At 61.3% G+C, this 25,786-nt stretch carries 21 protein-coding genes; 14 read left to right on the forward strand and 7 right to left on the reverse strand.

The genetic code is table 11. The features are described 5' to 3' along the window. The first annotated feature begins 56 nt into the window (after positions 1-56). The 3 genes from nadA to nadC are packed head-to-tail and all read left to right on the forward strand — an operon-like array spanning position 57 to position 3,425. On the forward strand, positions 57-1,028 hold the full coding sequence (gene nadA / locus AC13QE_RS03215) for a quinolinate synthase NadA (RefSeq protein WP_488482548.1): 972 nt from the start codon (positions 57-59) through the stop codon (positions 1,026-1,028). Further along, on the forward strand, positions 1,025-2,566 hold the full coding sequence (locus tag AC13QE_RS03220) for an L-aspartate oxidase (protein ID WP_488482549.1): 1,542 nt from the start codon (positions 1,025-1,027) through the stop codon (positions 2,564-2,566). The genes nadA and AC13QE_RS03220 overlap by 4 nt, the downstream gene beginning before the upstream one ends. A 1-nt stretch (position 2,567) precedes the next feature. Continuing rightward, on the forward strand, positions 2,568-3,425 hold the full coding sequence (gene nadC / locus AC13QE_RS03225; RefSeq protein WP_488482550.1) for a carboxylating nicotinate-nucleotide diphosphorylase: 858 nt from the start codon (positions 2,568-2,570) through the stop codon (positions 3,423-3,425). A 16-nt stretch (positions 3,426-3,441) separates the two neighbouring features. On the opposite strand, the gene AC13QE_RS03230 is transcribed toward nadC, so the two are convergent. Together AC13QE_RS03230 and AC13QE_RS03235 are read right to left on the reverse strand one after the other, a co-directional pair. Next, entirely contained in the window at positions 3,442-4,218 is a 777-nt protein-coding gene (locus AC13QE_RS03230) for an SDR family oxidoreductase (protein ID WP_488482551.1), read from the reverse strand. 101 nt (positions 4,219-4,319) lie between these two features. Then, positions 4,320-5,180, reverse strand: a complete 861-nt coding sequence (locus AC13QE_RS03235) for a MurR/RpiR family transcriptional regulator (RefSeq protein WP_488482552.1) — start codon at positions 5,178-5,180, stop codon at positions 4,320-4,322. Positions 5,181-5,406: 226 nt separating this feature from the next. Here AC13QE_RS03235 and murA point away from each other — a divergent pair, with 226 nt between their 5' ends. The 11 genes from murA to AC13QE_RS03290 all read left to right on the forward strand — a co-directional run bounded on the left by murA (position 5,407) and on the right by AC13QE_RS03290 (position 19,603). Further along, entirely contained in the window at positions 5,407-6,663 is a 1,257-nt protein-coding gene (gene murA, locus AC13QE_RS03240; protein ID WP_488482553.1) for a UDP-N-acetylglucosamine 1-carboxyvinyltransferase, read from the forward strand. Beyond that, positions 6,660-7,550: a glucosamine kinase nucleotide-binding domain-containing protein gene (locus AC13QE_RS03245; RefSeq protein WP_488482554.1), complete on the forward strand. Its 891-nt coding sequence runs from the start codon at positions 6,660-6,662 to the stop codon at positions 7,548-7,550. The genes murA and AC13QE_RS03245 overlap by 4 nt, the downstream gene beginning before the upstream one ends. A gap of 251 nt (positions 7,551-7,801) precedes the next feature. Then, positions 7,802-8,725, forward strand: coding sequence for an N-acetylmuramic acid 6-phosphate etherase (gene murQ, locus AC13QE_RS03250; RefSeq protein WP_132717936.1), 924 nt, complete (start codon positions 7,802-7,804; stop codon positions 8,723-8,725). Between the two features lie 57 nt (positions 8,726-8,782). Beyond that, positions 8,783-10,303: an ABC transporter substrate-binding protein gene (locus tag AC13QE_RS03255; RefSeq protein ID WP_488482555.1), complete on the forward strand. Its 1,521-nt coding sequence runs from the start codon at positions 8,783-8,785 to the stop codon at positions 10,301-10,303. Positions 10,304-10,431: 128 nt separating this feature from the next. After that, a complete protein-coding gene (locus tag AC13QE_RS03260) occupies positions 10,432-11,391 on the forward strand; it encodes an ABC transporter permease (RefSeq protein WP_488482556.1) in 960 nt (319 codons plus the stop codon). Next, the gene (locus AC13QE_RS03265; RefSeq protein ID WP_488482557.1) at positions 11,391-12,230 is read left to right on the forward strand and encodes an ABC transporter permease; all 840 of its coding nucleotides are present in this window, start codon (positions 11,391-11,393) and stop codon (positions 12,228-12,230) included. Before AC13QE_RS03260 ends, AC13QE_RS03265 begins: the two co-directional genes overlap by 1 nt. Beyond that, positions 12,227-13,966 carry an ABC transporter ATP-binding protein gene (locus AC13QE_RS03270; RefSeq protein WP_488482558.1) on the forward strand — a complete coding sequence of 580 codons (1,740 nt, stop codon included), beginning with the start codon at positions 12,227-12,229 and terminating at the stop codon, positions 13,964-13,966. The genes AC13QE_RS03265 and AC13QE_RS03270 overlap by 4 nt, the downstream gene beginning before the upstream one ends. Positions 13,967-13,987: 21 nt before the next feature. Beyond that, entirely contained in the window at positions 13,988-15,007 is a 1,020-nt protein-coding gene (locus tag AC13QE_RS03275; protein WP_488482559.1) for a serine hydrolase domain-containing protein, read from the forward strand. Between the two features lie 10 nt (positions 15,008-15,017). Continuing rightward, the gene (locus tag AC13QE_RS03280; protein WP_488482560.1) at positions 15,018-16,133 is read left to right on the forward strand and encodes an anhydro-N-acetylmuramic acid kinase; all 1,116 of its coding nucleotides are present in this window, start codon (positions 15,018-15,020) and stop codon (positions 16,131-16,133) included. Between the two features lie 106 nt (positions 16,134-16,239). Next, positions 16,240-17,190 carry a transglycosylase SLT domain-containing protein gene (locus tag AC13QE_RS03285; protein ID WP_488482561.1) on the forward strand — a complete coding sequence of 317 codons (951 nt, stop codon included), beginning with the start codon at positions 16,240-16,242 and terminating at the stop codon, positions 17,188-17,190. Positions 17,191-17,332: 142 nt separating this feature from the next. Then, positions 17,333-19,603 (forward strand): FdhF/YdeP family oxidoreductase, encoded by a 2,271-nt coding sequence (locus tag AC13QE_RS03290; RefSeq protein ID WP_488482562.1) that lies wholly within the window; start codon positions 17,333-17,335, stop codon positions 19,601-19,603. Between the two features lie 54 nt (positions 19,604-19,657). Here the strand turns inward: AC13QE_RS03290 and AC13QE_RS03295 are convergent, their stop codons facing one another. The 5 genes from AC13QE_RS03295 to AC13QE_RS03315 form a co-directional block, all read right to left on the reverse strand. Continuing rightward, positions 19,658-20,731, reverse strand: a complete 1,074-nt coding sequence (locus tag AC13QE_RS03295; protein ID WP_488482563.1) for an ABC transporter ATP-binding protein — start codon at positions 20,729-20,731, stop codon at positions 19,658-19,660. A gap of 1 nt (position 20,732) precedes the next feature. Continuing rightward, the gene (locus tag AC13QE_RS03300; protein ID WP_488482564.1) at positions 20,733-22,664 is read right to left on the reverse strand and encodes a glycoside hydrolase family 127 protein; all 1,932 of its coding nucleotides are present in this window, start codon (positions 22,662-22,664) and stop codon (positions 20,733-20,735) included. Positions 22,665-22,688: 24 nt separating this feature from the next. After that, on the reverse strand, positions 22,689-23,564 hold the full coding sequence (locus tag AC13QE_RS03305; protein ID WP_165915238.1) for a carbohydrate ABC transporter permease: 876 nt from the start codon (positions 23,562-23,564) through the stop codon (positions 22,689-22,691). After that, positions 23,561-24,478, reverse strand: coding sequence for a carbohydrate ABC transporter permease (locus AC13QE_RS03310; protein WP_015342699.1), 918 nt, complete (start codon positions 24,476-24,478; stop codon positions 23,561-23,563). Before AC13QE_RS03310 ends, AC13QE_RS03305 begins: the two co-directional genes overlap by 4 nt. Before the next feature lie 67 nt (positions 24,479-24,545). Further along, positions 24,546-25,784 (reverse strand): ABC transporter substrate-binding protein, encoded by a 1,239-nt coding sequence (locus AC13QE_RS03315; RefSeq protein ID WP_488482565.1) that lies wholly within the window; start codon positions 25,782-25,784, stop codon positions 24,546-24,548. Positions 25,785-25,786: the final 2 nt, after the last annotated feature.

Genomic DNA, 25,786 nt, shown 5'->3' on the forward strand with positions numbered 1-25,786 from the left:
TGAGAATATCTATTTGCTCACAATATACTCAAGATGAGTATAATAAGGAGCCGGCCATGAATCTTCCCATATCCGCATCCTCCCTCTACGATCGTGTCAGCCGCGTTATCCCCAAAGCCGAATGGCTGTCGTTCCAGGATGACGTCGAGGCGATCCTCGAATTGAAGCGACGCCGCAACGCCGTTATTCTGGCCCACAACTATCAGACGCCGGAGATATTCCATGGCGTTGCCGATATCGTCGGCGACAGTCTCGCGCTCGCCCGCAAGGCCGTGGAAGTGGATGCGGACATCATCGTCCTTGCCGGCGTGCATTTCATGGCGGAGACCGCCAAATTGCTGAACCCGGAAAAGACGGTTCTGATCCCCGACATGGAAGCTGGATGCTCCCTCGCGGAATCCATTACGCCGGAGGATATCGCCTTGCTACGTCAGGCTCATCCCGGCGTTCCCGTCGTCACCTACGTCAATACGTCGGCGGCCGTGAAGGCGGCTTCCGATATCTGCTGCACTTCGGGCAATGCGCGGCAGGTGGTGGAGTCGCTCGGCGTGCCGAAGGTGCTGATGCTGCCGGACGAATATCTGGCGCGCAATGTCGCGCGCGAAACCAATGTCGAGCTCATTGCCTGGCATGGGCATTGCGAGGTTCATGAACTCTTCACGGCAGACGATATACGACAGCTTCGCGAGAATTATCCTGGCGTAACCGTGCTTGCGCATCCGGAATGCCCGCCCGACGTCGTTGCCGCAGCAGACTTCGCCGGCTCGACCGCCGTGATGTCCGATTATGTCGGCAAGAAGCGCCCGTCGCGCGTCGTTCTCCTGACCGAATGTTCGATGAGCGACAATGTCGCCGTGCATCTTCCGGACGTCGAGTTCATCCGGCCCTGCAATCTTTGCCCGCATATGAAACGCATTACCCTCGGCAATATCCGCAAGGCTTTGGAAGAGGGACGGCATGAGGTGACAGTCGACCCGGCGATTGCGGCCGATGCCCGTCGGGCGGTTGAAAGGATGCTGGCGATATGAGCGAGACCCTCGAAGAGCTAAGCGGCCGCATCGTCATCGTTGGCAGCGGCCTTGCCGGATTAATAACGGCGCTGACGCTGGCGCCTGAGCCGACCGTGATCGTCACCCGTGCTCTGATCGGCGCGGAAACGTCGAGCGCCTGGGCTCAGGGCGGTATCGCCGCCAGCATCGGCAAGGGCGATAGTGCCGCCCTGCATCTCGCGGATACGCTTGCCGCCGGTGACGGGCTCTGCGACGCGAAGGTGGCGGCAAGGATCGTCGCCGAAGCACCTGCCGCCATCGCGGCACTGGAGTGCTTCGGTGTTGAGTTCGACCGCAACGATGCCGGCGAATTGTCCCTCGGCCTCGAAGCTGCACATTCGTTTCGGCGCATCGTGCATTCCAAGGGTGATGGTTCGGGGGCCGCCATCGTACGCGCGCTTGCCGAGGCGGTTGCCCGTACGCCGTCGATCACGGTGCTTGAGGGCAGTCAGGCGCAACGCCTGTTGCTGGACGGCGATCGTGTCGCCGGCCTTCTGTGTCTCACCGGCAAGGGCAGTGTCGTTCTACAGTCGTCGCGCGTCGTTATCGCTACGGGCGGTATCGGCGGCCTGTTCGATGCCACGACCAATCCGGTCGGCAATTTCGGGCAGGGGATTGCGCTTGCGGCACGGGCCGGCGCGCGGCTTGCCGATATGGAGTTCGTGCAATTTCATCCGACGGCGCTCGACAGCCGCAGGCGCCCGCTGGCGCTTGTCAGCGAAGCCGTCCGTGGGGAAGGCGCGCTTCTCATCAATGAAAGCGGTGAGCGCTTCATGGCTGACGTCGAAGGTGCCGAGCTTGCGCCGCGCGATGTCGTCGCGCGCGCCATTAGCGCGCAAATTGCCCGCGGCGGACGGGTTTTTCTCGATGCGCGAGCTGCGCTCGGCAACCGTTTCGCCAGCCGCTTTCCGGTGATCGAAGCGCTTTGCAACGAGGCAGGCGTCGATCCGGCGAGCGACCTCATTCCAGTACGTCCTGCCGTTCACTATCACATGGGCGGCGTTGCCACCGACGAGAACGGCCGCAGTTCCGTTCCTGGCCTTTGGGTCGTGGGCGAGGCGGCTTCCACCGGCCTGCACGGCGCCAACCGTCTTGCCAGCAATTCGTTGCTGGAGGCGGCTGTCATGGGCATGCGGGCGGCGCACGATATTGCAAGTAGCGGTGCGAGCCCTGCAAGCTTGCCGAAACATTTCCCCGAGACATTCGTGCCAGACCTGACGCTCGTTCGGCCGATCGTCTCGCGGCATCTCGGCGTGCTGCGCAATGCCGGCGCTATCCATGGCGCCATTGCCGCCCTCCTGCCGCTTTGCGAGAACGAAAGCACGGCAACCGACCCTGCGCTGGTGGCCTTGCTGATCGCCGTCTTCGCAAGTCTCCGGATGGAATCGCGCGGCGCCCATGCCCGCACGGATTTTCCGCTGAAACTGCAACATGAGCAACGCCGCATGATGCATCTCTCCGATGCGCTGGATATCGCCCGGTCCGTCGTCCCCTATTCCATGGCAAGGAGTGCCTGATATGACACTTGCTCCCCTCCCGCGCCTGATCGTCGAGCCGCTGGTGCGCAATGCGCTGGTCGAAGATCTCGGCCTTGCCGGCGATGTCACATCCACGGCCGTCATCCCGGCGGATCATCGGTCCCGCGTTGCTATGGTCACCCGCCAGCCGGGCGTGGTCGCGGGCCTCGATGCCTCCAAGCTGGCTTTCCAGCTCGTGGATTCTGCCATCGCCATAACCCGTCACGTGCCCGACGGCACGAAGGTAGAAGCAGGCGATGTCATCGCGACAATCGAAGGACCGTCTCGCGGCCTGCTGACAGCAGAGCGCACCGCGCTCAATTTCCTCGGCCATCTCTCCGGTATTGCCTCCGTGACCGCCGGCATCGTCGAGGCGATCGCCGGCACGAAGGCTTCGATCGTCTGCACGCGCAAGACGACGCCGGGTCTCAGGGCTCTGGAAAAATATGCGGTGCGCGCCGGCGGCGGTATGAACCATCGCTTCGCGCTTTATGATGCGGTGTTGATCAAGGACAATCATGTCGCAATTGCCGGGGGCATCGCCGAAGCCATCCGCCGAGCCAAGGCGGGTGTGGGTCATATGGTCAAGATCGAAGTCGAGGTGGATACGCTGGCGCAGCTTCGCGAAGCGATGCAGGAAGGCGTCGACGCCGTGCTGCTCGACAACATGACGCCGGATCAGCTGAGCGAGGCGGTCGATATCGTCGGCGGCCGAGCCATCACCGAGGCGTCGGGCCGCATCACGCCGGCAACGGCTGTCGCAATCGCCGCCTCCGGCGTCGATCTCATCTCCGTCGGCTGGCTGACGCATAGCGCGCCGACGCTCGATATCGGGTTGGACTGGAAGGCGGCGGCTTAGAGCCGCCGATCCCGGGTCAAACGACCACCGGCACCTGCGCGCCATCCATGCTGATCACGACGCCGGTGACATAGCTTGCTTTGGCCGAACTCAGGAAAGCGACGACATTGGCGATGTCGGCTGGATCGGCCATGCGGCCGATCGGGATGCGCTTCACGGCGTCGGCGAGCGCTTCCTCTTCGGTCGAGCCTGAGATCTTCGCCGCCGCCTTCAGGCCTTCAGCAACGCGATCCGTCTCGGTGAGGCCGGGATTGAGGCCGACGACACGCACGCCCTTGCCGGCATAGGCATTGGCGAGCCCAACACTTGCGAGCATCAGGGCGGCATTGGCCGATCCGCCCGCCAAATGGACGGGGGAGGCGACCTTGCCGCCGTTGCCGATGATATTGATGACGACACCTGAGCCGCGTGTGCCCATGCGCTTGATGACGGGATCGATCACGTTGATGTAGGAAAAGTATTTCGCGTCCATTGCAGCCCGCCAGATGGCAGGGGTCAACTCATCCGCCGGCGTGCGGGCCGCTGCACCGGCGCTGTTGACGAGGATATCGATCGGGCCGACGTCGGACTCGACCTTGTTCACCACGGCAAGTGCCTGCTCGTCGGAAATCAGGTCGGCGGCGTAGCCGCGTGTGCCGGGAAGCCTGGAGAGGGCGGCATCGATATTGGACTGTGAGCGCGAGCAGATCGCGACCCGTGCGCCTTCCTGCAGGAAGAGTTCGGCACAGGCATAGCCGATGCCCTTCGAGCCGCCGGTGATCAGAACGACTTTATCCTTGAGGCCAAGGTCCATGGAATATCTCCGGTATGATTTGCTTGGATCGCCAAGCTACGTCCCGAAATCATCACCGTACAGGGTCGCGGTCGTCACAGCTTGGTTACTGGAGCGCGATCTTATGAGAGACGCTTTGCCTTCAGCACGGAAACGGCCGTCTCGCTATTGTGGACATAGTCATTGGCGTCAGGCTGACGTTGCACCAGCAGAATGAACAGCAGATCGGTCAGCATCAGCTGCGCATCGCGGGCGGTGATTGCCGAGGAGCGGACGCGATCCTCATCGCCGACGGTATGAAGGCAGATATCGGCGACGCGGGCGAGCGGATTGTCCTGCAGCCCGGTGACGGCAATGACCGTCGCCTGGCGCTGGCTAGCCAGTTCAGCGATCCTGAGGGTTTCAATACTGGCGCCGGAATAGGAAAGCGCAAAGAGCAGGTCGTCCGGCCCAAGCGTCGATGCATTGGCCATCTGCACATGGCTGTCGCTGTCATGCAGCACATTGCGGCCGAGCTTCATCAGCTTGTAGGAAAAGTCGCGTGCGACCAGCGACGAGGCGCCGACACCTGCCAGATGGATGCGCCGCGCGTCATGAAGCGCCTCGAGAGCCTTTTCGATATCCGCTTCGTTGTTGACCGAGATCGTTTGCTGCATCGCCTGCATCTTGCTGCCGAGCAGCTTCTGCAGGATCGTGAGATAGCTGTCGCCTACCTCGATCGTGCCGTGGATCATACCGGCCGGCGCCTGCCATTCCTGCGCTTTCGCCTCGCTGACGGCAAGTTTCAGTTCCTGATAGCCGGCATAGCCGAGCTTCTGGCTGAACTTGACGACGCTCGACTGGCTGCGGCCCGTTTCGACCGCGAGCGCAGCTGAAGACAGGCGCAGCATCTGGTCGGGATTGTCGATGATGAACTGTCCGATCTGGCGATCGGCGGGCGCCATGGTTTCGAGCTGCGCGCTGATTTTCTTTAAGATCGACATTTGTCCCTTCGAGCCATCGAGGCCGCTTCTCCCGCCGACACGAGCGCACCGAAAATAGCATTCGATTCAAGCTCGGCAATCTCGCTTCGTGCGATCGGACATTATCACAGCAAATTGGAATAAAAAATTCCAAATCTGGTTGACACTCTGGAATGGCCGATTAGTCTTTGGAAGAAATGCGTGAAGGACTCGCGGTGTCCTCACCTTTCCTCGACGGATACTCATCATGGACAGACTTCGCATCTCCGGCGGCAGACGGTTGCAGGGCGCGGTGACCATCGCCGGCGCCAAGAATGCCGCCTTGCCGCAAATCGCAGCGGCGCTCTTGAGCCCGCATCCGCTGGAACTGACGAACCTGCCCGCAGTCAGCGATGTCGAGAACATGCTCGATGTCATTGTCCTTCACGGTGCCAGAGTTGAGCGCAGGCCGCATGGCACCACGATCGATGCGAATAACATCGTCTCGAAGGAGACGTCTTACGATACGGTCCGCCGCATGCGGGCGACCGTGCTGGTGCTTGCGCCGCTGCTCGCCCGCTTCGGTCACGCACGTGTTTCCCTTCCCGGCGGCTGCGCCATCGGGGCGCGGCCCGTCGATATGCACATCAAGGCCCTTGCGACGCTGGGCGCCGATATTGCGATCGAAAGCGGCCTGATCGTCGCATCGGCGTCAAATGGGCTGAAGGGCGCGCGGATCGTGCTGAGTTCGCCATCCGTAGGTGCGACGGAAACGGCCGTGATGGCCGCCTGCGCCGCCAAGGGAGAAACCGAGATCTTGAATGCCGCCCGCGAGCCGGAGGTGGCGGATCTCGCGGCCTGCCTTAGCGCTATGGGTGCTCGGATCGAAGGGGCCGGAACCCATCGCATCCTCATCGATGGTGACACCGACTGGCGTCCGGCCAAGCATCACGGCATCCCTGACCGCATAGAAGCCGGCACCTATGCCGTGGCGGCGGCGATCACCGGCGGTCAGCTCGAGCTTATTCATGCTAGGCTGGAAAATCTCGCTTCCGTCGTCCAGGCGCTCGAGGCCATGGGCGTCAGCGTCTGGCCGAGCGATCGCGGACTGGTCGTCTCCAGGGACGGTCCGCTTAGGGGAGCCGATATCACCACCGAACCCTATCCCGGCTTCCCGACGGATCTGCAGGCACAGTTCATGGCTCTGGCCTGCTGTGCGGAAGGCGCGTCGCTGATCCGTGAGACGGTATTCGAAAATCGCTTCATGCATGTGCCGGAGCTGACGCGCCTCGGCGCCAATATCACCCTGCAGGGTACGACGGCACTGGTGCGCGGCGGAGCGCCGCTCAAGGGCGCGCAGGTGATGGCGACGGATCTGCGCGCCTCGGTGTCGCTAGTTCTCGCCGCCCTCGTGTCCAAGGGCGAAACCATCGTCAACCGCGTCTATCATCTCGACCGCGGCTACGAGCAGCTCGATCGCAAATTGCGTCTCTGCGGCGCCGATATTGAACGGCTGACGTCATGACCGCCGTATCGGAAAACGCTCCTTATTTCCTCGGCATCGATGGCGGCGGTACTGGCTGCCGGGCCCGCATTGAGGATGCTGAAGGCACGATTTTAGGGCAGGGATTGTCCGGCCCGGCAACGACCAGGCTCGGGATCGCCGAAGCATGGGCGTCGATTTCGCGTGCCTTTGACGCAGCAATAGAAGAAGCCGGGTTGAGTGCCGACGATATCGGGCGCATCCACGTCGGCGTCGGGCTGGCAGGCATCGGCCGCAAGGGCGCGCTCGATGCGTTGAAGGCGATAGAGCATCCATTTGCCAGCATCGAGTTCATTAGCGACGGGGAGGGCGCCTGCCTCGGCGCGCATTCCGGTCGCGATGGTGCCATCGTCATTGCCGGGACGGGCTCGATCGGTCTCGGCCTCGTCGAAGGACGGCAGTTGCGGGTCGGCGGCTATGGTTTTCCGATTTCGGATGAGGGCAGCGGTGCCTATCTCGGGCTGAAGGCAGTCCAGCTTGCGCTACGCGCCCATGATGGCCGCGAACAGAAGACGGCGCTGCTGGCTGAAATCATACAGCGCTTCCAGAATGATCCGATGGAGGCGGTCGCCTGGATGGACCGGGCTTCGGCCACGGATTATGCGGCCCTTGCACCGATGGTCCTCCGCCATGCCGATCAGGGCGATGCCGCCGCGCGGCGGATTGTGCAAAGTGCAGCCGCCCATATCGATACGCTGGTTCGTACCCTGTTCGAAAAAGGTGCGCCGCGCGTCTGCCTGCTTGGCGGTCTCGCAAGTCCGCTCGAGCCTTGGCTCTCGCCCGATGTGCGGCGGCGCCTGAAGCCGATCGACGGCGATGCGGTGTCAGGTGCGATCATTCTGGCCAAGAGAGCCATTCGCAAAAGCTGAAGAGGGATCTGTGGAGGCTGAATTTCGCACGATCGAAATGGAATATTTTATTCCTTTTTAGATTGACGAAAGGAATAAACAGACATAGTGTTAACCAAGGTAAACAGGGAATGGACGGGGAACGAAGCCGAAAAGGCCATCCTGCGTCCCGCTGACTGAAACCGATTTTGCGGCCGTGAACTCGATCTTGAAGTGATCGAGCTTGCCACTGTGACCTATTGATATCGAAGCGTTATTTCGCGAGCAGGCCCATGACAGAGCAGACGTTGATATCCGAACTGGAGCAGTTGGTTTCCGAAGGGCGCAATCCGAATACGATGCATATCGATCTGCTGCCGACCTTCGATATCCTGCGTGAAATGAACTATGAGGATCAGACGGTGCCGCTCGCCGTCGAGAAGGTCATTCCGGCGATCGCCGCCGCCGTCAATCAGATCGTCGCCGCCTTCCAGAAGGGCGGACGGCTGATCTATATGGGTGCCGGCACGAGCGGTCGTCTCGGCGTTCTCGACGCTTCCGAATGCCCACCGACTTTCAGCGTGCCGCCGGACATGGTCGTCGGCCTTATTGCCGGTGGTCCGGATGCGCTACGGCGCTCGATCGAGGGGGCGGAGGACGATCCGGCGCAGGGGCGCCAGGCGCTGGAGGGGATCAAGCTGAGCAAGGATGACGTGGTCGTCGGCATCGCCGTCAGCGGCCGCACGCCCTATGTGATCGGTGGCCTGAATTACGCCAAGAGCATCGGTGCCTTTACGGTTGCGCTCTCCTGTAACCCGAACTCCATCATCGCCGGTATTGCGGATCTGGCGATCTCGCCGGTCGTTGGTCCGGAAATCCTGACCGGTTCGACTAGGCTAAAGTCGGGCACCGCGCAGAAACTCATTCTCAACATGCTGACGACGGCAAGCATGATCCGCATCGGCAAGAGCTATCAGAACCTGATGGTCGATGTCAGTGCCAGCAACAAGAAGCTCGTGGCGCGCGCCTCGCGCATCGTCATGCAGGCGACCGGCTGTACCCAGCAGGAAGCGCGCCGCGTGCTTGATCTGACCGGCAATGACGTCAAGCTTGCCATTCTGATCGAAATTACCGGGATGGGCATTGAAGAAGCCCGCACGGCATTGCAAAACGCTGATGGATTCCTGCGTAAGGCCATCAACGCCAGGACTGCTTGAGACAATCAATAGGCTAAAATCGGCCGGGGACATTTAAAAAAATTTGGAGGACTGAAAGTGAAAGGGAATTTTGCAAAGACGCTGATTTCGGGAATAGCGCTGGCCGTTGGGGTTGGTTTGGCGACCGTCGCGATTCCGGCGCAGGCAGCGACGCTGCGTATGGCATGGTCGCAGGACGCGACCGGGCTTGATCCGCATAAGCAGACGGCCTTCTCGTCCATTCGCCTGCTGGAACTGATCTATGAGCCGCTCGTTCGCCTCGACAGCAATCTGCAGATCGCGCCCGGTGTGGCCGAGAGCTGGCAATTCTCCGCCGACGGCAAGCAGCTGACCTTTAAGCTCAATGCCAAGGCCAAATTCCAGAACGGCGCGCCGGTGACTTCGGCTGACGTCAAGGCCTCCTTCCAGCGTATTCTCGACCAGGCGACCGGCGCGGTTGCCCGCGCCAACTTCCTGTCGATCGCAAGCATCGACACGCCCGATGCCAATACCGTTGTCTTCAATCTGTCGCAGCCCGACGTTCCCCTTTTGACGGCGATGACCAGCCTCAATGCTGCCGTCGTGTCGGCCAGCGAAATCACCGCCGGCACCATCGGCACCAAAGCGATCGGTTCCGGCCCCTTCAAGCTCGACAGCTGGGTTCCGAATTCCAAGGAAGTCTTGAGCGCGAATAAGGATTGGGCAGGCGGCGCCACCGGCGTCGAGGGCATCAATATCAGCGTGCTGCCGGATGAAACCGCGATCCTTGCGTCGCTCCGCACCGGTCAGATCGATTTCGCGCTGCTCAACGATCCGCTTGTCGCAACGCTGGTGCCGAAGGAGCCGAAACTGCAGCTCACCCGCACGCCAGTCCTCTCCTACAACGTCCTGCAGCTCAATCCCTCTCGCAAGCCGATGGATCAGCTGGCCGTGCGCCAGGCAATCTCTTGCGCCATCGACCGCAAGGACGTGATGGATACGGCAGCCCTCGGCGAAGGCAAGGTGACCGGGCCGCTGACGATGCCGCTCTATGCGACCGATCCCAGCAAGCTCTTCTGTTACACGCGCGATGTTGCCAAGGCGAAGAAGCTGATGGCCGATGCCGGCTTTGCCAACGGCTTCTCGGCGACGGTGATTGCCGCAACCGGTGAGCCGCCGACCGCCACGGCCGAGGCGCAGGTCATCCAGTCGCAGCTTGCCGAAATCGGCATCAAGCTCGATATCAAGGTGATGGAACTCAACGTCTATGTCGACACCTGGCTGAAGGGTAATTTCGACATGGCCGTTGCGCTGAACGGCGGCAGTGCCGATCCCTATTCCATGTACAACCGTTATTGGACCAAGACGGGCAACCTGCAGAAGGTCGCCAACTATATCGACGACACGCTCGACAGCCTGATGCAGAAGGGCCGCGCCGAAACCGATCCTGCCAAGCGCAAGGAGATCTTCGCCGAGTTCGAAAAGCATCTTGCCGAAGTGTCGCCCTGGATCTGGCTCTATACGGCTTATGGCTACACGGCCGAGCAAAAGAACGTGGAGGGCTTCGTACCGACGCCGACCGGCTCGCTGTTCGGTCTGAGCAAGGTGACGATCAAGTAGCGATGACCAGGATCTAGGGCGCGTCCTTCCAGCTCACATCACGGAAGCGCTCTATCTCTTTGTTTCTACGCAATTTCAGCGGAAAGATCACATCTTGGTTTAGCTGAAATTGCTCAAGAGGAATTGCAATGGCATACTTGACGCGCCGGCTGATGACATTCCCGCTGATCATGCTGGGCGTATCCGTCTTCGTCTTCGTCGCCATCCGGCTCGTGCCGGGCGATGCTATCACGGCGATGCTCGGAACCAATGCGGGCCTGCTGACGCCGGAGCAACGGCAGGCCCTTGCCGCCTATTTCGGCATCGACCAGTCCTGGCCCATCCAATACTGGCATTGGCTGCTCGGCGTATTCCAGGGCAATCTCGGCATATCAGTCACCTATGGCAAGCCGGTGCTCGATATCATCTTGGAGCGCTTTCCGTTGACGCTCGAGCTTGCCTTGCTTTCCATGGTGATCGCGCTTGCCATTGGCCTGCCGGCCGGCGTGTTTGCCGCCACGCGCAACGAAAAACTGTCCGATCTTGCCGTGCGCATCGTCGCCATGATCGGGCAGTCAACGCCGAACTTCGTTCTCGGGCTTCTGCTCATCTATGCCTTGTCGGCCGGTTTCGGCGTGCTGCCGACCATGGGTGCATTTACACCTCTTTGGCAGAATCCACTCGAGAATCTCGGCCAGATGATCCTGCCAGCACTGACGCTTGGTTTTGCCTTCGCTGCCTCGGTGACGCGCGTGGTGCGTTCCGCCATGCTCGATGTCCTGAGCGATGATTATGTGCGCACAGCCCGCAGCCGCGGCGTGCCGGCGCGTGGCGTCATCTGGCGGCATGCCCTGCCGAACGCGTTGATCCCGGTGGTGACGCTGAGCGGCGTCGAATTCGGCTACCTGCTCGGCGGCGCCGTATTAGTCGAACAGATCTATGCCCTGCCGGGGCTCGGTCGCATGGTGCTCGATGCCATCCTGCAGCGCGATTATGCGCTGGTGCAGGGCAGCGTGCTGTTCATTGCCTTCAACTTCATGATCGTCAATCTGCTGGTCGATCTCGCCTATGTCGCGCTCGATCCGCGCGTTCGGCTCGGAGAAGGCTGATGGGCATCGTCAAAGCCATCTTCGGACATATGAGCGGCCGGATCGGCGGTATCATCGTTCTCATTTATATCCTGCTTGCCATTCTCGGTACGCTCGGTGTCACGCCGCATGATCCCCTGACGCAGAACCGCATCGACCGCTTGCACGCTCCGAGCCTCACCTATTGGATGGGCACCGATCTTTTTGGCCGCGATGTCGCGAGCCGCCTGATGCATGGCATCGGCGAATCCTTCACCGTAGCCTTCTTCTCCGTTGCCTTTGCGACCTTGCTCGGTACGTTGCTTGGCTTGACGGCGGCATGGTCCGGCAAGCGCTGGGATGGCGTCATCATGCGTTTGATGGATGTGCTTTTAGCCTTCCCGGCGATCCTGCTGGCACTCCTGATCATCGCCATTGTCGGGCCTGGCACCTGGACCAGCGTTGCCGCAATCGCTATCGTCTATACGCCGATTTTTACCCGCGTGGTGCGAGGCCCGGCCCTTTCGCTGAAGGCACGCGATTTCGTCGATGCCGCCCGCACCTTCGGCAGCAGCCGCTCCTACATCCTGACGCGGCATCTCCTGCTCAATCTCGTCGCACCCCTGACCGTGCAGGTGACGCTGGCGCTTGCCTGGTCGTTGCTGACCGAGGCGGGTCTCAGCTTCCTCGGCCTGGGAACGCAGCCGCCGGCCTCCTCACTAGGCTTGATGCTGAGTGACAGCCGCAATCTCATGGAGACGGCACCCTGGCTGCTGATCTTCCCTGGCGTAACCATCATGATCTCCATTCTCGGCTTCAACCTGCTCGGCGATGCCCTGCGCGATATCCTTGATCCGAAGATGCGGAGGGCGACGGTATGACACCGCTGCTTTCTGTCTCCGATCTGCGTGTCGGCTTCGGCCGCAATCCCGATGCGAACCCCATCGTGCGCGGCGTCAGCTTCGACCTCGACGCCGGCGAAACGCTGGCCATCGTCGGCGAGAGTGGCTCGGGCAAATCCGTCACCGCACTTTCGATCAATCGCCTGGTCGATTTCGGCGGCGGTCGCATTACCGGCGGCTCGATCCGGCTCAAGCGTGCCGACAACAGCATCCTTGATCTTACCAAGGCCAGCGAAGCGGAGCTGACAAAGATCCGCGGCGCGGAGATCGGCATGATCTTCCAGGAGCCGATGACCTCGCTCAATCCCGTTTTGACCATCGGCACGCAGATTGAAGAATCCTTCCGGCTGCATCGTGGCCTGACCGGCAAGCAGGCGAAAGCGGCGGCCAAGGATGCGCTGGATCGCGTGCGTATTCCCGATGCGGCGCGGCGGCTGACCTATTGCCCGAACCAGCTTTCCGGCGGCATGCTGCAGCGCGTGATGATCGCAACGGCGCTTGCCTGCAATCCTCGTCTATTGATTGCCGATGAGCCGACGACGGCGCTCGATGTCACTGTGCAAGCGCAGATCATGGCTCTGCTTGCAGAGCTGAAGCGCGAGACCGGCATGTCGATGATCTTCATCACGCACGATATCGGGCTTGTCGCCGGCATTGCCGACAAGGTGATGGTGATGCAGGCTGGCCAAGCAGTCGAGCAGGGCGAGCTTAATCGGATACTCGATCATCCAACCCATCCCTATACCCAGCATCTATTGCATTCCGTTCCGCATTTTGCCTCGGGACAGGCTGCACGCACCGATTTTCAAAGGGATGAGGCGTCGTCCAAGCCGGCATTAAAGGTTGATGGCTTGACGGTCCGCTTTCCGGTCAAGGGGAGTTTCCTGCGTCGATCGACCGGTGCCGTTCATGCCGTCGAAGGCGTCGGGTTCGACCTGATGCCCGGCGAGACGCTGGCGATTGTAGGCGAAAGCGGCTCAGGCAAATCCACCACCGCCCGCGCGATCCTCGGATTGGTGAAGGCGATCCGCGGCACGTTTACGACCAATGACGGCAAGGCCGCTGATCGTACGAGCGCGGTGCAGATGGTCTTTCAGAATCCATACGCTTCGCTCAATCCGAGACTGCGCATCGATAACATCCTTGCCGAGCCGGTGATCGCCGCGGGCGGCCGCGTCTCAGCTGAGACACGAGACCGGATGGTCATGCTTTTGAATCGCGTGGGTTTGCCGGAAAATGCGCTGGATCGCTATCCGCACGAATTTTCCGGCGGCCAGCGTCAGCGGCTTTGCATCGCGCGCGCCCTGATGCTCAATCCGTCCGTGCTGGTGCTGGACGAAGCGGTGTCCGCGCTCGACGTCTCCGTTCAGGCGCAGGTCCTGGAATTGCTGATCGAACTGCAGCGCGAATACGGTCTTGCCTATCTCTTCATCTCGCATGACATGGCGGTCGTGGAGCGTATCGCCCATCGCATCGCGGTGATCTATGCCGGGCAGATCGTCGAGATCGGCGATGCCGCCTCGGTCTTGTCGGAGCCCAAGCATTCCTATACCAGGCGGTTGATCGCGGCGGTTCCGACGGTTGCGCGGCGCAAGGAAAACTTCACGCTCGATACTCGCCAGGTTCCGTCCCTGGTGCGTCCTTTGGGCTTCGAGCCCGCCGTTCCCGAGTGGCGCCGCTTTGCGCCGGATCACATCGCGCTGGCGGAAGCTTGAGCGAGGCCGAGGAGAGGCGAGATGGCGAGCAGGGGGAGCATGCAGTTTCAAGAGCGTTTTGATCGAGCTTTCGCGCCGATCGAGCAATCGGTTTCGGCGGCGCGCATCCCCGGCGGCGTGCTTGGCATGGTCGATCTCGACGGCATCAGGCAGGTCCGCGCCGTCGGCTCGGCACAGAAGATGCCTGATATCAGGCCGATGCTGGCCGATACCTGGTTCGATCTTGCGTCGCTTACCAAGGTCATTTTCACCACGCCGCGCATCCTGGCCCTGGCCGAGGCCGGCACGATCGACCTCGATGCTCCCTTGATCGAACTCCTGCCCGATCTGCGCCAATACAGCGCCGAGGCCTGGGAACGGAATGTGACGTTCCGCCAATGTCTCGGTCATCAGACACCATTTCCGGCGGTCGAGCCGATCTACACCTATGGCCGTGACCCCGATCTTCTCCGCACCTTCATCCTGCAACGCGAATGGCGCGCCGGCCCGCCCGTCTATTCCGATATCAACTTCATCCTGCTCGGCTTCGCGCTGGAGCGGCTGAACAGAAAGACAATCCGCGCCATGGATCCGGGGCCGGGATTTGCCTTTTCTGCGCCGCCGGAATTGGCCGCTGCAACGGAAGACTGCACCTGGCGCCACCGCGTTCTATCGGGCGAGGTTCATGACGACAATTGTTCGGCATTGCAGGGTGCCGGTCATGCTGGCCTGTTCGGAACAGCGGACGCGATTCTCGATTTTGCTAAGGGATTGCTTGACGGTAGCGGCGCACCGGCCCGCTCGATCGCCCTGATGCGAACACCGCTTTCCGCCACTCGCACGCATGGCTGGGAGCGGCCTCATGACGGTTGGCATGGCGGCACTCTCTGCTCGCCCGGCACGATCGGCCATACGGGGTTTACAGGCGTGGCCCTCTGGATCGATTTCGACCAGGGCCGTGCCTGGACCCTCCTCACCAACCGCATTCATCCGACGCGCCACTTCGACAGTGGCATTCTGGCGCTTCGTCAGTCCGTCAGCGATCTCGTCAACGCAGCATAGGAGCCTGACCATGGAACCAATCTGGGCAGTCGGTCTGATGACCGGGACCGTCCTCGACGGCAATATCGATGTTGCCATGCTGAAGACGGACGGCGAGCGGATCGAGGAGTTCGGCCCCTATGTTCTGGCTCCCTATCCCAGCTGGATTCGGGAGTTGCTGGAAGAGACGCTGCGGCAGGCGCGCGTATGGAATTTCGAAGGGCCGGAACCGGCGATCTTCAAGGCGGCCGAAGAGGCTTTGACGCGAGCCCAGTCGGAGGCGGTGAGGGAACTGGTTGAAGGGAACGGCATGACGATGGCCGATATCGGCGTCGTCGGCTTCCACGGCCAGACCGTCCTGCATCGCGCGCCACAGAAGGATCGTCTCGGCCAGACACGCCAGCTTGGCGATGGCGAGCTGATGCGCTCCATTCTCGGCACGAAGGTCGCCTATGATTTCCGCTCGGCCGACATGCGCGCCGGCGGGCAGGGCGCACCGCTTGCTGCCGCCTACCATACCGCGCTGTTGCGCGGTGCGGGTGCTGCGGGCGAGGCGGCTATTCTCAATCTCGGCGGCGTTGCCAATGTCACCTGGTGGGACGGAGAAGGCAATTTCGTTGCTTTCGATACCGGCCCGGCCAATGCGCCGCTCAACGACTTCATCAAGTCCTGCGGGCTTGGCGAGATGGACCGCGACGGTGCGCTTGGGGCTGCCGGCAAGGTCGATGAGGCGCGGCTCGAGCGGCTGCTGCAGCATCCCTATCTCACGGCACCCTATCCGAAATCGCTGGATCGTTTCGATTTCGGCGCCTCGATGGCGGATGGCCTCAGCCCCGAGGATGGTGCCGCAACACTTTCGGCCTTCACGGCAAGCGCCGTCGGCAAGGCGCTGGATCTCCTTCCTCGCCGGCCCACCAAGGTCGTCGTCAGCGGCGGCGGCCGGCACAATCCGACGATCATGTCGATGCTGAAGAGCCGGGCTGGCGTCGAACCGATCTTTGCCGAAGATCTCGGCTGGCGCGGCGATGCGGTGGAGGCGGAGTGCTTTGCGTTTCTCGCGGTGCGCGTGCTGCGGGGCCTGCCGATCAGCTTTCCCGGCACGACGGGCGTGCCGGCGCCGATGCGCGGTGGCCGCCTCGCGCAGTAGCCGCCCGCGAACCAGCTGTCGCGTGAGAGGTTTTCGCTTCCGTCCATCGATGATATGAAGGAGCCGCGAATTTGCGATCGGTTGGTCTCGGACGGATATCGCTTATATGGCAGGCAGGCATTACCGGGCAGGCTTCGTCGGCATCATCGTTGCTTTTGCGATCGCATTTGCCATTGACGGCTCTGCTGCCAGACCCGCGCGAGCTCAACCGGAATGGAGTGTCGCACCACTTGTCTGCGTTTCCGGACCGCTGACGACGCAGACGGGCCAGACGCTTTGCCTGCGCAAGGACAGCTACAATCGCGATCTTTGCACCGCCATCGAATATTTCGCACATGCCAACCATCTGCCGCCGGACTATCTCGCACGGCTGGTCTGGCGCGAAAGCCTGTTTCGCTCCGATGCCGTCAGCCCCAAGGGCGCTCGCGGCATCGCGCAGTTCATGCCGGGAACTGCGAAGCTGCGTGGCGTGCGCGACAGCTACGATGCGCTGGAAGCACTTGGCAAGGCGGCGACTTATCTTGATGAATTGCGGGACCGCTTCGGCAATTTGGGATTGGCTGCCGCTGCCTATAATGCGGGTGAAGCCGGTCTTGCCAATTTCCTGAATTCCGGCGGGCTTCCCTATGAGACGCGCAATTATGTGAGCGCGATCACCGCGCACAGCGTTGAGGAATGGCGCGACGATCCGCCCGATATCGCAGCGCCCGTGCTGGATAAGAGCAAGCCGTTCGTTGATTCCTGTGTCGCGCTTGCGCAGAGCCGTCGCCTGAAGCCCATTCCCTTGGAGCAGGAGCGGCCCTGGGCGCCCTGGGGCGCGCAACTCGCCGAACATTTTCAGGTGGATGCCGCCCGGCGTCTGTTTACCACAAACATAAGAAAACTGCCGACTCCGCTGAATACGGAGAAGCCGTTGATCGTGCGGCAGCGCAATGCCGACTTTGGCCGCCGTGTCCGCTATGCGGCGCGCATTCCGCGGCAAACGCGGGAGGAAGCGGACGCCGTTTGCACGCAAGTCCGGCAGCAGGGCGGCTCCTGCCTGGTCTTCAAGAACTAATGCAAGCGCATAGCTCCGGCATGCTTGGTGATTGTTTGATTCTCTGGCGCTTGATTGTGCTTTACTCCCTGATGTCGCAAGCTTATTTCTTGCAAGCCCGACCTTTGGGAGGAAGCCGTTTGGGTTGCTAAAGGAGCGTATGATGGCGCAAAAGCGTGAAGTCCCCGGTATTCGTCCCTATAACAGCCCGGCCGGCGGTTGGGGCGCGTTGAAAGCTACGGCAAAGGCTGTCCGCGACCAGATGGATGTCACTGAGGCGCCTGGTCTTCTCCTGCGCACCAACAAGCCCACGGGTTTTGATTGTCCCGGCTGCGCATGGCCAGACAAGGAGCATACCTCCACCTTCCAATTCTGCGAAAACGGCGCCAAGGCCGTTACCTGGGAGGCGACGAACAAGCGCGTAACGCCGGAATTCTTCGCCGAGCACACGGTCAGCGAACTTCTGACCTGGAGCGACTACGAGCTGGAAAATTCCGGACGGTTGACGCATCCGATGGTCTACGACCGGGCATCCGACACCTACCGGCCGATTGCCTGGGAAGACGCCTTTGCCCGCATCGGCGAGGTCATGCGCAGCCAGCCCGATCCGGATATGGTCGAGTTCTACACCTCGGGCCGTGCTTCCAATGAAGCTGCCTTCCTATTCCAGATCTTTGCCCGCGAATACGGCACCAACAATTTCCCCGATTGCTCGAACATGTGCCACGAGGCGACCAGCGTCGGCCTGCCGCAATCGATCGGCATCGGCAAGGGCACCGTCTCGCTCGATGACTTCGACGAATGCGATCTGATCATCTCCATGGGGCACAATCCCGGCACGAATCATCCGCGCATGATGGGTACGCTGCATGAGTGCTCGCGCCGAGGCGTGCCGATCATCGTCTTCAACCCGCTGAAGGAGCGGGCGCTGGAGCGTTTTGCCGATCCGCAGGATCCGATCGAGATGGGAACCTTCAGCTCGACCCCGATCGCCTCGTCCTATTATCAGGTGAAGATCGGCGGCGATGCCGCCGCGCTCAAGGGCATCATGAAGGCGGTTCTCGCACTGGCCGAGATCTCGTCAGATGTTCTCGATCACGCCTTCATTGCCGAACACACCACCGGCTTCGACGCGCTTGTTGCCGATATCAATCAGACGGAGTGGGCCGATATCGAGCGTGTCTCTGGTCTTGCCCGCGCTGATCTGGAGCAGGTAGCAGAGATCTATGCCAAGTCGAAGGCAACGATCGTCGCCTATGGCATGGGCATCACCCAGCATGCCAAGGGAACGGCTAATGTCCAGCAGATCGCCAATCTCTTGCTATTGCGCGGCAATTTCGGCAAGCCAGGTGCCGGCATCTGCCCGCTGCGCGGCCATTCCAACGTGCAAGGCAATCGTACCGTCGGGATTACCGAGAAGCCCACTCCTGCGCTGATCGAAGGCATCGAACGGGCCTTCGGTTTCACCTCGCCGGCTCATCATGGTCACGATGCCGTTGCCGCCATGCAGGCGATGGCGGAGGGGCGCTCCAAGGTGCTGCTTTGCCTCGGCGGCAATTTCTCGATTGCGCTTCCCGATCCGGAACTCTGCGCGCAGGCGATGCGTAAGCTCGATCTCGCCGTCCATATGAACACCAAGCTCAATCGCTCCAATCTGCTGATCGGCAAGGAATCCTTCCTGTTCCCCGTGCTCGGCCGTACCGAGCAGGACGTTCAGGCAACCGGTGCGCAATCGGTGACGATCGAGGATTCGATGTCGATGGTGCATGCGTCGCGCGGGCGGCTGAAGCCGGCCTCCGACCAGCTGCGTTCGGAGCCGGCCATCGTTGCCGCTATGGCGCAGGCCACCCTGCCGAACAGCAAGGTCGCCTGGATGGAGCTCGTCACGGACTACGATCTGATCCGCGACAAGATCGAAATCGTCTATCCGGATTTTGCCGATTACAATGAGCGCATCCGCGTGCCGGGCGGCTTCCGCCTGCCGATCGGACCGACGGAGCGCGTCTGGAAGACGCCTTCCGGCAAGGCGGAGTTCAAGCTGTTTTCCGGCCTCAACGAGGACATCGCGCTTTCGGACGGGACTATTCTCAAGCTCGCTACGATCCGCAGCCATGATCAGTACAACACGACGATCTACGGTCTCGACGACCGTTATCGCGGCGTCTTCGGCCGCCGTGACGTGCTGTTCATGAACGATAAGGATTTGAAGGCAAAGGGGCTGGAACACGGCGATCTCGTCGAGATCGAGACCGCACTTCCATCCGGTGGTAAGCGACTCTTGAAGCTGACGGCTATTTCCTACGATATTTCCGAGGGCTCCGTCGCAGCCTACTATCCCGAGGCAAATTGTCTGATCCCGATCGACTACCAGGACAAGGAAAGTGGCACTCCTTCGTATAAGTCCGTTCCGGTACGGGTCAGCAAGGCGGCTTGATTTTCACGCGATCATCCAGCCACCGTTTGCTACCGCGTTGGCTGGGTAAAGCGTCTACCGCAACCGCTCTCCTTGTTTGTCGAAATAGCGTCGCCGTTCGGGTGGGCAATGCAGATGGAGCGTGTCGCCGCGCTCGATCTCCGGCCCATCACGATACTCGGCAATAACGGATTGACCATCCTCTGTCTGGCAATAGAGATAGCGGGTGCCGCCCAGATATTCGGTGACGTCGACTGTTACCCGCACGGCATCCTCCGCATTTGAAACGACGACGAAATGTTCGGGGCGCATGCCAAGCAGGATCTTTTCGCCCGCTGATGGCTTGGTCTGTGAAAGGTCGACCTTGATACTGCCGTTTCCGACCTTTGCCGTCCCGTCGCCGGACCATGTCGCTTCGATCATGTTCATCCTCGGCGAGCCGATGAAGCCGGCGACGAAACTGTTGGCCGGATCTTCATAGACCTCGCGCGGGCTGCCGACCTGCTCGATCCGGCCGTCCCTCAGCACGACGATCCTGTCGGCGAGCGTCATGGCCTCGGTCTGATCATGGGTGACATAGATCATCGTATTGCCGAGTTCGCGATGCAGCCGGGCAATTTCGATCCGCATCGAGACGCGCAGCTCCGCGTCGAGGTTGGAAAGGGGCTCGTCGAAGAGGAAGACATCCGGTTCGCGAACGATAGCACGGCCGATGGCGACACGCTGGCGCTGGCCGCCGGAAAGCTGCCCCGGCCGGCGGTCCAGGAGATGATCGATCTTGAGGATCGAGGCGGCGGAGCGCACGCGTCTTTCGATTTCTGACGCCTCGATCCGCGCCATTTTCAGCCCGAAACCAAGATTGTCGCGAACGCTCATATGCGGATAGAGCGCATAGGACTGGAAGACCATGGCGATGCCGCGCTCGGACGGATCGAGATCGGTGACGTCTCGGCCCTTGATGGCGATCTCGCCGTCGGTGACTTCCTCCAGCCCGGCAATCATGCGCAGCAGCGTGGACTTGCCGCAGCCGGAGGGGCCGACGAAGACGACAAAGGCGCCTTCCGGTATGTCAAGATCGATGCCGTGAATGACCTCCAGTCCGCCAAAACTCTTGCGGACGCCGGTCAGGCGCATGCCGTTCTTCGTCATGTCAGGCTCCGCGCTGCATCTGATCGGCGCGGATCCAGACGAGCATCTCGCCCGGATCGCGATTGTCCCAGAGATGGTAGGGCACGAAACGCGCGGTGGAGGCAGTGCTTTTCGGCGGTGTGGTCCGGTAAAGGTCGGAGCCCCAGTCCGCCTCATCTCGCGTGACTGAAACATCGAGCGCCACTGCTCCCTCCAATGCGGCAATTTCCGTCGCCTTGGCGGAGGCCGGATCGCTGGAAAGCGAAATGCTGTTGAGGTCGTGACCATTGTCGGTAGTTTCGACGCAATAGACGAGCGGGCCGCGCATCAGGGCCGCACGCCCGGCATCCTGGCGGACCTTTGGGTTGGCAAACAGCGTGCGGGGGATCAGCGGAAGGGTAACGTCGACGCTATCGCCTGCCTTCCATTCCCGCTCGATGCGGGCATAGCCGTCGACGGTGATCGTTGCCAGATCGACCGGTGCGCCATTGACTGCGAGCGTCGCGCCCCCGGCCCATTCGGGAATGCGCAGTGACAGCACAAATTTCGCTGCGCGATCGGGATTGACCTCGAAGCGGATTGCACCGTCCCAGGGATAGCGTGTCTCCTGGGAAAGCTGCACGGTCGCGCCACCGGCGAGTGGCACGCGGGCTTTGCTCTCGCCGTAGAGATGAACGGCGATCTCGTTGTCGGCTGCGGCATACATATAGGAGCCGACCGAGGCGAGCAGGCGCGCGATGTTGGGCGGGCAGCAGGGGCAATGGTGCCAGGTCCAGCGGTGATGCTTGCCGGCGCTTTCCAGAGGATTTTCATAGAAGAAGGTCTTGCCGTCTTGCGACAGGCCCGCCATTGCACTGTTATAGAGCGCTACTTCCATGATATCGGCATAGCGACGGTTCGGACCGCGGCCGAGCATGCGGTTGGCCCAGAAGACCAGACCGACGGAGGCGCAAGTCTCGGCATAGGCGCTCTCGTTCGGCAGGTCGTAATAGTCGGTAAAGCCCTCGTTGGAGGCAGCCGGTCCGATACCGCCGGTCACATACATCTGCTTCGTCGTCAGGTCGTCCCAGAGCGTCTCGAGGGCCGAGGTCAGCGTATCGTCGTTATATTCCGTGGCGATATCGGCCATGCCGGAATAGAGGTACATGGCGCGCACGGCATGGCCGACGACCTTGGTCTGTTTGCGCACCGGCAGATGCGATTGACTGTATTCATAGGTCTTCTGTACGAAATTCTTCGGGTCGCGGCCGTCGCGAATGGCTTCCTCAGTGAAGAAATGCGGTTCCTGGCCGCGCTCGTCGATGAAGTATTTCGCGAGATCGAGATATTTCTTCTCGCCGGTGACGCGACCGAGCTTGACGAGCGCGAGTTCCACCTCTTCATGGCCGCAATAGCCGCGCAGCTGGCCTTCGCCATGGCCGAATACGGTGATCATGTAATCGGCAAAACGGCTCATGATGTCGAGCAGTTTGCGCTTGCCCGTTGCCTGATAGTAGGCGACGGCCGCCTCGATCAGATGACCGGCGCAATAAAGTTCGTGATGGTCGCGCAGGTTGGTCCAGCGACGGCCGGGCTGGACGCGCTGGAACCAGGCGTTCAGGTAGCCGTCTTCCTGCTGCAGCTTTTCATACATGTCGATGATGGCGTCCGCGCGCGCCTCCAGTTCGGCATTGGGGCGGCGATAGAGGGAATAGGCGATGGTTTCGATCGACTTGCCGAGATCGCTGTCCCAGAACATCTGCGTCGAGCCCGACCAGGTCTGCAAGGGGATGACGATGCCGGGGCTTGGCTGGCTGACGTCGATCGCCTGGATCATGCCCGCTTCGACGCAGCGGTCGAGAAGGGTCGCTGCAGTGGAGTTGCAGATGGCATCCTGGCGAGCGCCGAAGAGGCCTGCGAGCTCGACATTCGGAACGGGCAGGGGGCGGAACTGGCGGTTTTCTTTGTCAGACATGGCTTTGATCCGTTGTTGCAAGGGTTATTTCACCGCGCCGGCCATCAGCCCGCGCATGTAGTAGCGTTGCAGAAGCAGGAAGACGATGACGCAGGGGATAGTCATGACGGCGATGCCGGCCTGGACTGCGCCCCAGTTGACGGCGCCGAGGCGACCCGTCCTGACGGCGATCATCAGCACCGGCAGGGTGAATTTCTCGTTGCTCGACAGGAGCACCAATGCGGCCAGGAACTCGTTCCAGGCATTAAGGAAGGCGAAGATCGCGACGGTCGCAACGCCAGGCAGCACCAATGGGAAGAGGACGCGAAAGAGAAGTTTCAAATCGCGTGCGCCGTCGATGCGTGCCGCTTCCTCGATTTCCTTCGGCACGGCGTCGAAGGCGTTGCGCATCATGAAGACCGAAAAGGGAAGCTGCAGCGTCACATAGACGAGCGTCAGCCCGATCAGCGAATTGTTGAGGCCGAGCCTTGCCAGGATGATGAAGAGCGGCGTCAGGATCGACTGGAACGGGATCATCAGCGTCGCGATGATGAGAATGAAGAGCGCGCCCTTGAAGGGGAAATGGTAGCGCGAGAAGCCGTAGCCGGCGAGCAAGCTGACGATGACGGTCAGAAGCACGGTCGCGACCGAGACGAAGAGTGAGTTCAGCGTATGCTGGATGACCCCGGCGCCAAAGCCGTCGAGCGAGCGATAGGCGTCGAAGCTGAAGCCAGTCGTCGGCCATGGCGGCAGCGGCGGAAGGCTCGCCTCGGTTCCGTGCCGGAACGACGATAGCAGCGCGATGGCGAACGGCGCGAAGAAGAAGATGACAATGATGACGCCGATGCCGTGATAGCCGATGCCGCCCCAGAGCTTGCGCCTTGCGCGGCGCTCTTTTGCCGTAGTTATGGTTTGGGTCATGGCTTGTCCTCCCCGACACGCAGCAGCCAGAGCTGGACGATGCTGATCAGTACCAGGATGACGAGGAGCGCGATCGAGAGCGCCGCGCCATAGCCGAGGTTGAAGGACACAAAGGACTGGTTGAAGATGTAATAGACCACCGAAATCATGCGGTTCTGCGGGCCGCCTGATGTCATGATGTAGAACTGATCGAAGGCAAGCACCGAGCCGGTGATGGAGATGATCAGCGCGAGTGCGATCGTGCGGCGCATCAGCGGCAGGGTCAGATGCCGGAAGCGCTGCCAGCGCTTCGCACCATCGATCCGGGCGGCCTCGGTCAGTTCGGAGGGGATTGCCTGCAGGCCTGTCAGCAGGATGATCATGGTGAAGCCGGCGATCTTCCACACCACCATGACGATGATGGTCGCGAATGCCATGTCGAAATCGGCAAGGAGGTTCGGCCTCTTGTCGACGAGACCGAGCGCCAGAGCGACCGGTGCGAAGAAGCCGGCGTCGACATTGGCGAGCCAGACCCAGAGCAGCGATGCCGTTGCAAGTCCGACGACGACGGGAAGGAAGATGATCGTGCGGTAGAAGCCGACGAACGGCCGATGCTTCTCGACGAAGAAGGCGAGCGGGAAGGCGACTGCGAAGATCGCGATGGTGACGATGACGGTGTAATAGGCGGTGAAGCGCAACGCCGCCATGAAGCGCACGTCCGAGACCATGCGGATATAATTACCGAAGCCGATCCAGCGGGGATTGCCGAGCAACGGCCAGTTGTGGAAGCTCATCCAGAAGGTAAAGACCACGGGTAGCACGAAGAAGACGATCACGAGCGCCATGGCCGGCGCGATATAGAGAAACCCGTGCCAGCCGGCACGCCGTCGTCGTTTTCGGGGACGTGCGGTTGCGATAGCTCCAGGGCCAGCCATGGAATGCTCCCGATATTGCGATGGAGGAACCGGGGAGCGTCAAAGCTCCCCGGCGCGGGTGAGTTTACTATTGTTGGGCATTGTCGATGATCGACTGCATCTCCGATTGGGCATTGGAGAATGCGCCATCGACGTCGCTTCCGAAGATGGCTGCGTTGGTAAAACCGGCCCATGGTCCGTTGGCGCTGTTGATCAGGTCGTTGAACTGCAGCGTATAGGGCGTCTTGGCGACGGCGATCGCCTTCAGCCCGACCTGCATACGCGGATCCAGGCCCTGAAGCACCTGGTCGGCGATATCGCCGCGCGTCGGCAGGCTGCCGTACTTCGCCATGATCTTCTGTCCGTCGAGCGAATAGGTGTATTCGAGGAACTTCTTCACGGCATCGAGCTTCTTCGTGCCCTTGGAGATGACGAAATTGTCGCCGCCGGCAAAAGAGGACGGCTTGCCGTCGACGCCGGGGATCAGCGTCACGCCGAAATGGATATCGGGATATTGCGTAATCAGCGTGCCGATCGAAAAGGCGCCGATGCTCTGCTGGCCGATCTTGCCGTTGCTGATGCTGAGGAAATTGGCGCCTGTGTCGCTTGCGGCACCCGCCGGCACCAGATCCTTCTTGACCATGTTGCGGTAGATGTCGACCGCCTTGCGCATCTGCGGCGTGTCGAGCGTCGCCTTCTTGCCGTCTTCCGAGAGAATGTTGGCGCCGGCACCCCAGACGAGCGGCGTGAAGGTGAAGATCATGCAGCCGCCACAGCCGCCGCCGGAGAAATAGAACCCATAGGTATCGCCACCGAGCGCGCGGATCTTTTCGGCGTTGTTCGTAATCTCCTCCCATGTGGTCGGAGCCTTTTCAGGGTCGAGGCCGGCCTTCTTGTAGAGATCCTTGTTCCAGGCGAAAACCGAGGTTTCGACGGATAGGGGCAGGCCATAGATGTGACCGTCATAGGTGCCGAGCTTCACATGCGAGGGCGACAGCGAATTGAAATAGGGCAGGCTCTTTGCCCAGTCCGTCAGATCCTCGAGCTGACCGGCGGCGGCGAAAGCCGGCGTATAGATGAGGTCCATCGACAGAGCGTCGGGCGCCTGGCCGCCGGCAATGGCCGTCGCATATTTCTGCACGAGTTCGGCAAAGGGCACTTCGGTCAGCGTGACCTTGTCTTCATGGCCGGCATTATAGGCCTCGACGACCTTCTTGAAGGAATCGCCGATGCCGCTTCGAACCCACATGGAGATGTTTTCGGCGGATGCGGCGGATGCAAGGCACAAGGATATAAGGCCAGTTGCGGCCAGAAATCGCTTCATCATGT

Source organism: Martinezella sp. CNPSo 3957, assembly GCF_057784395.1.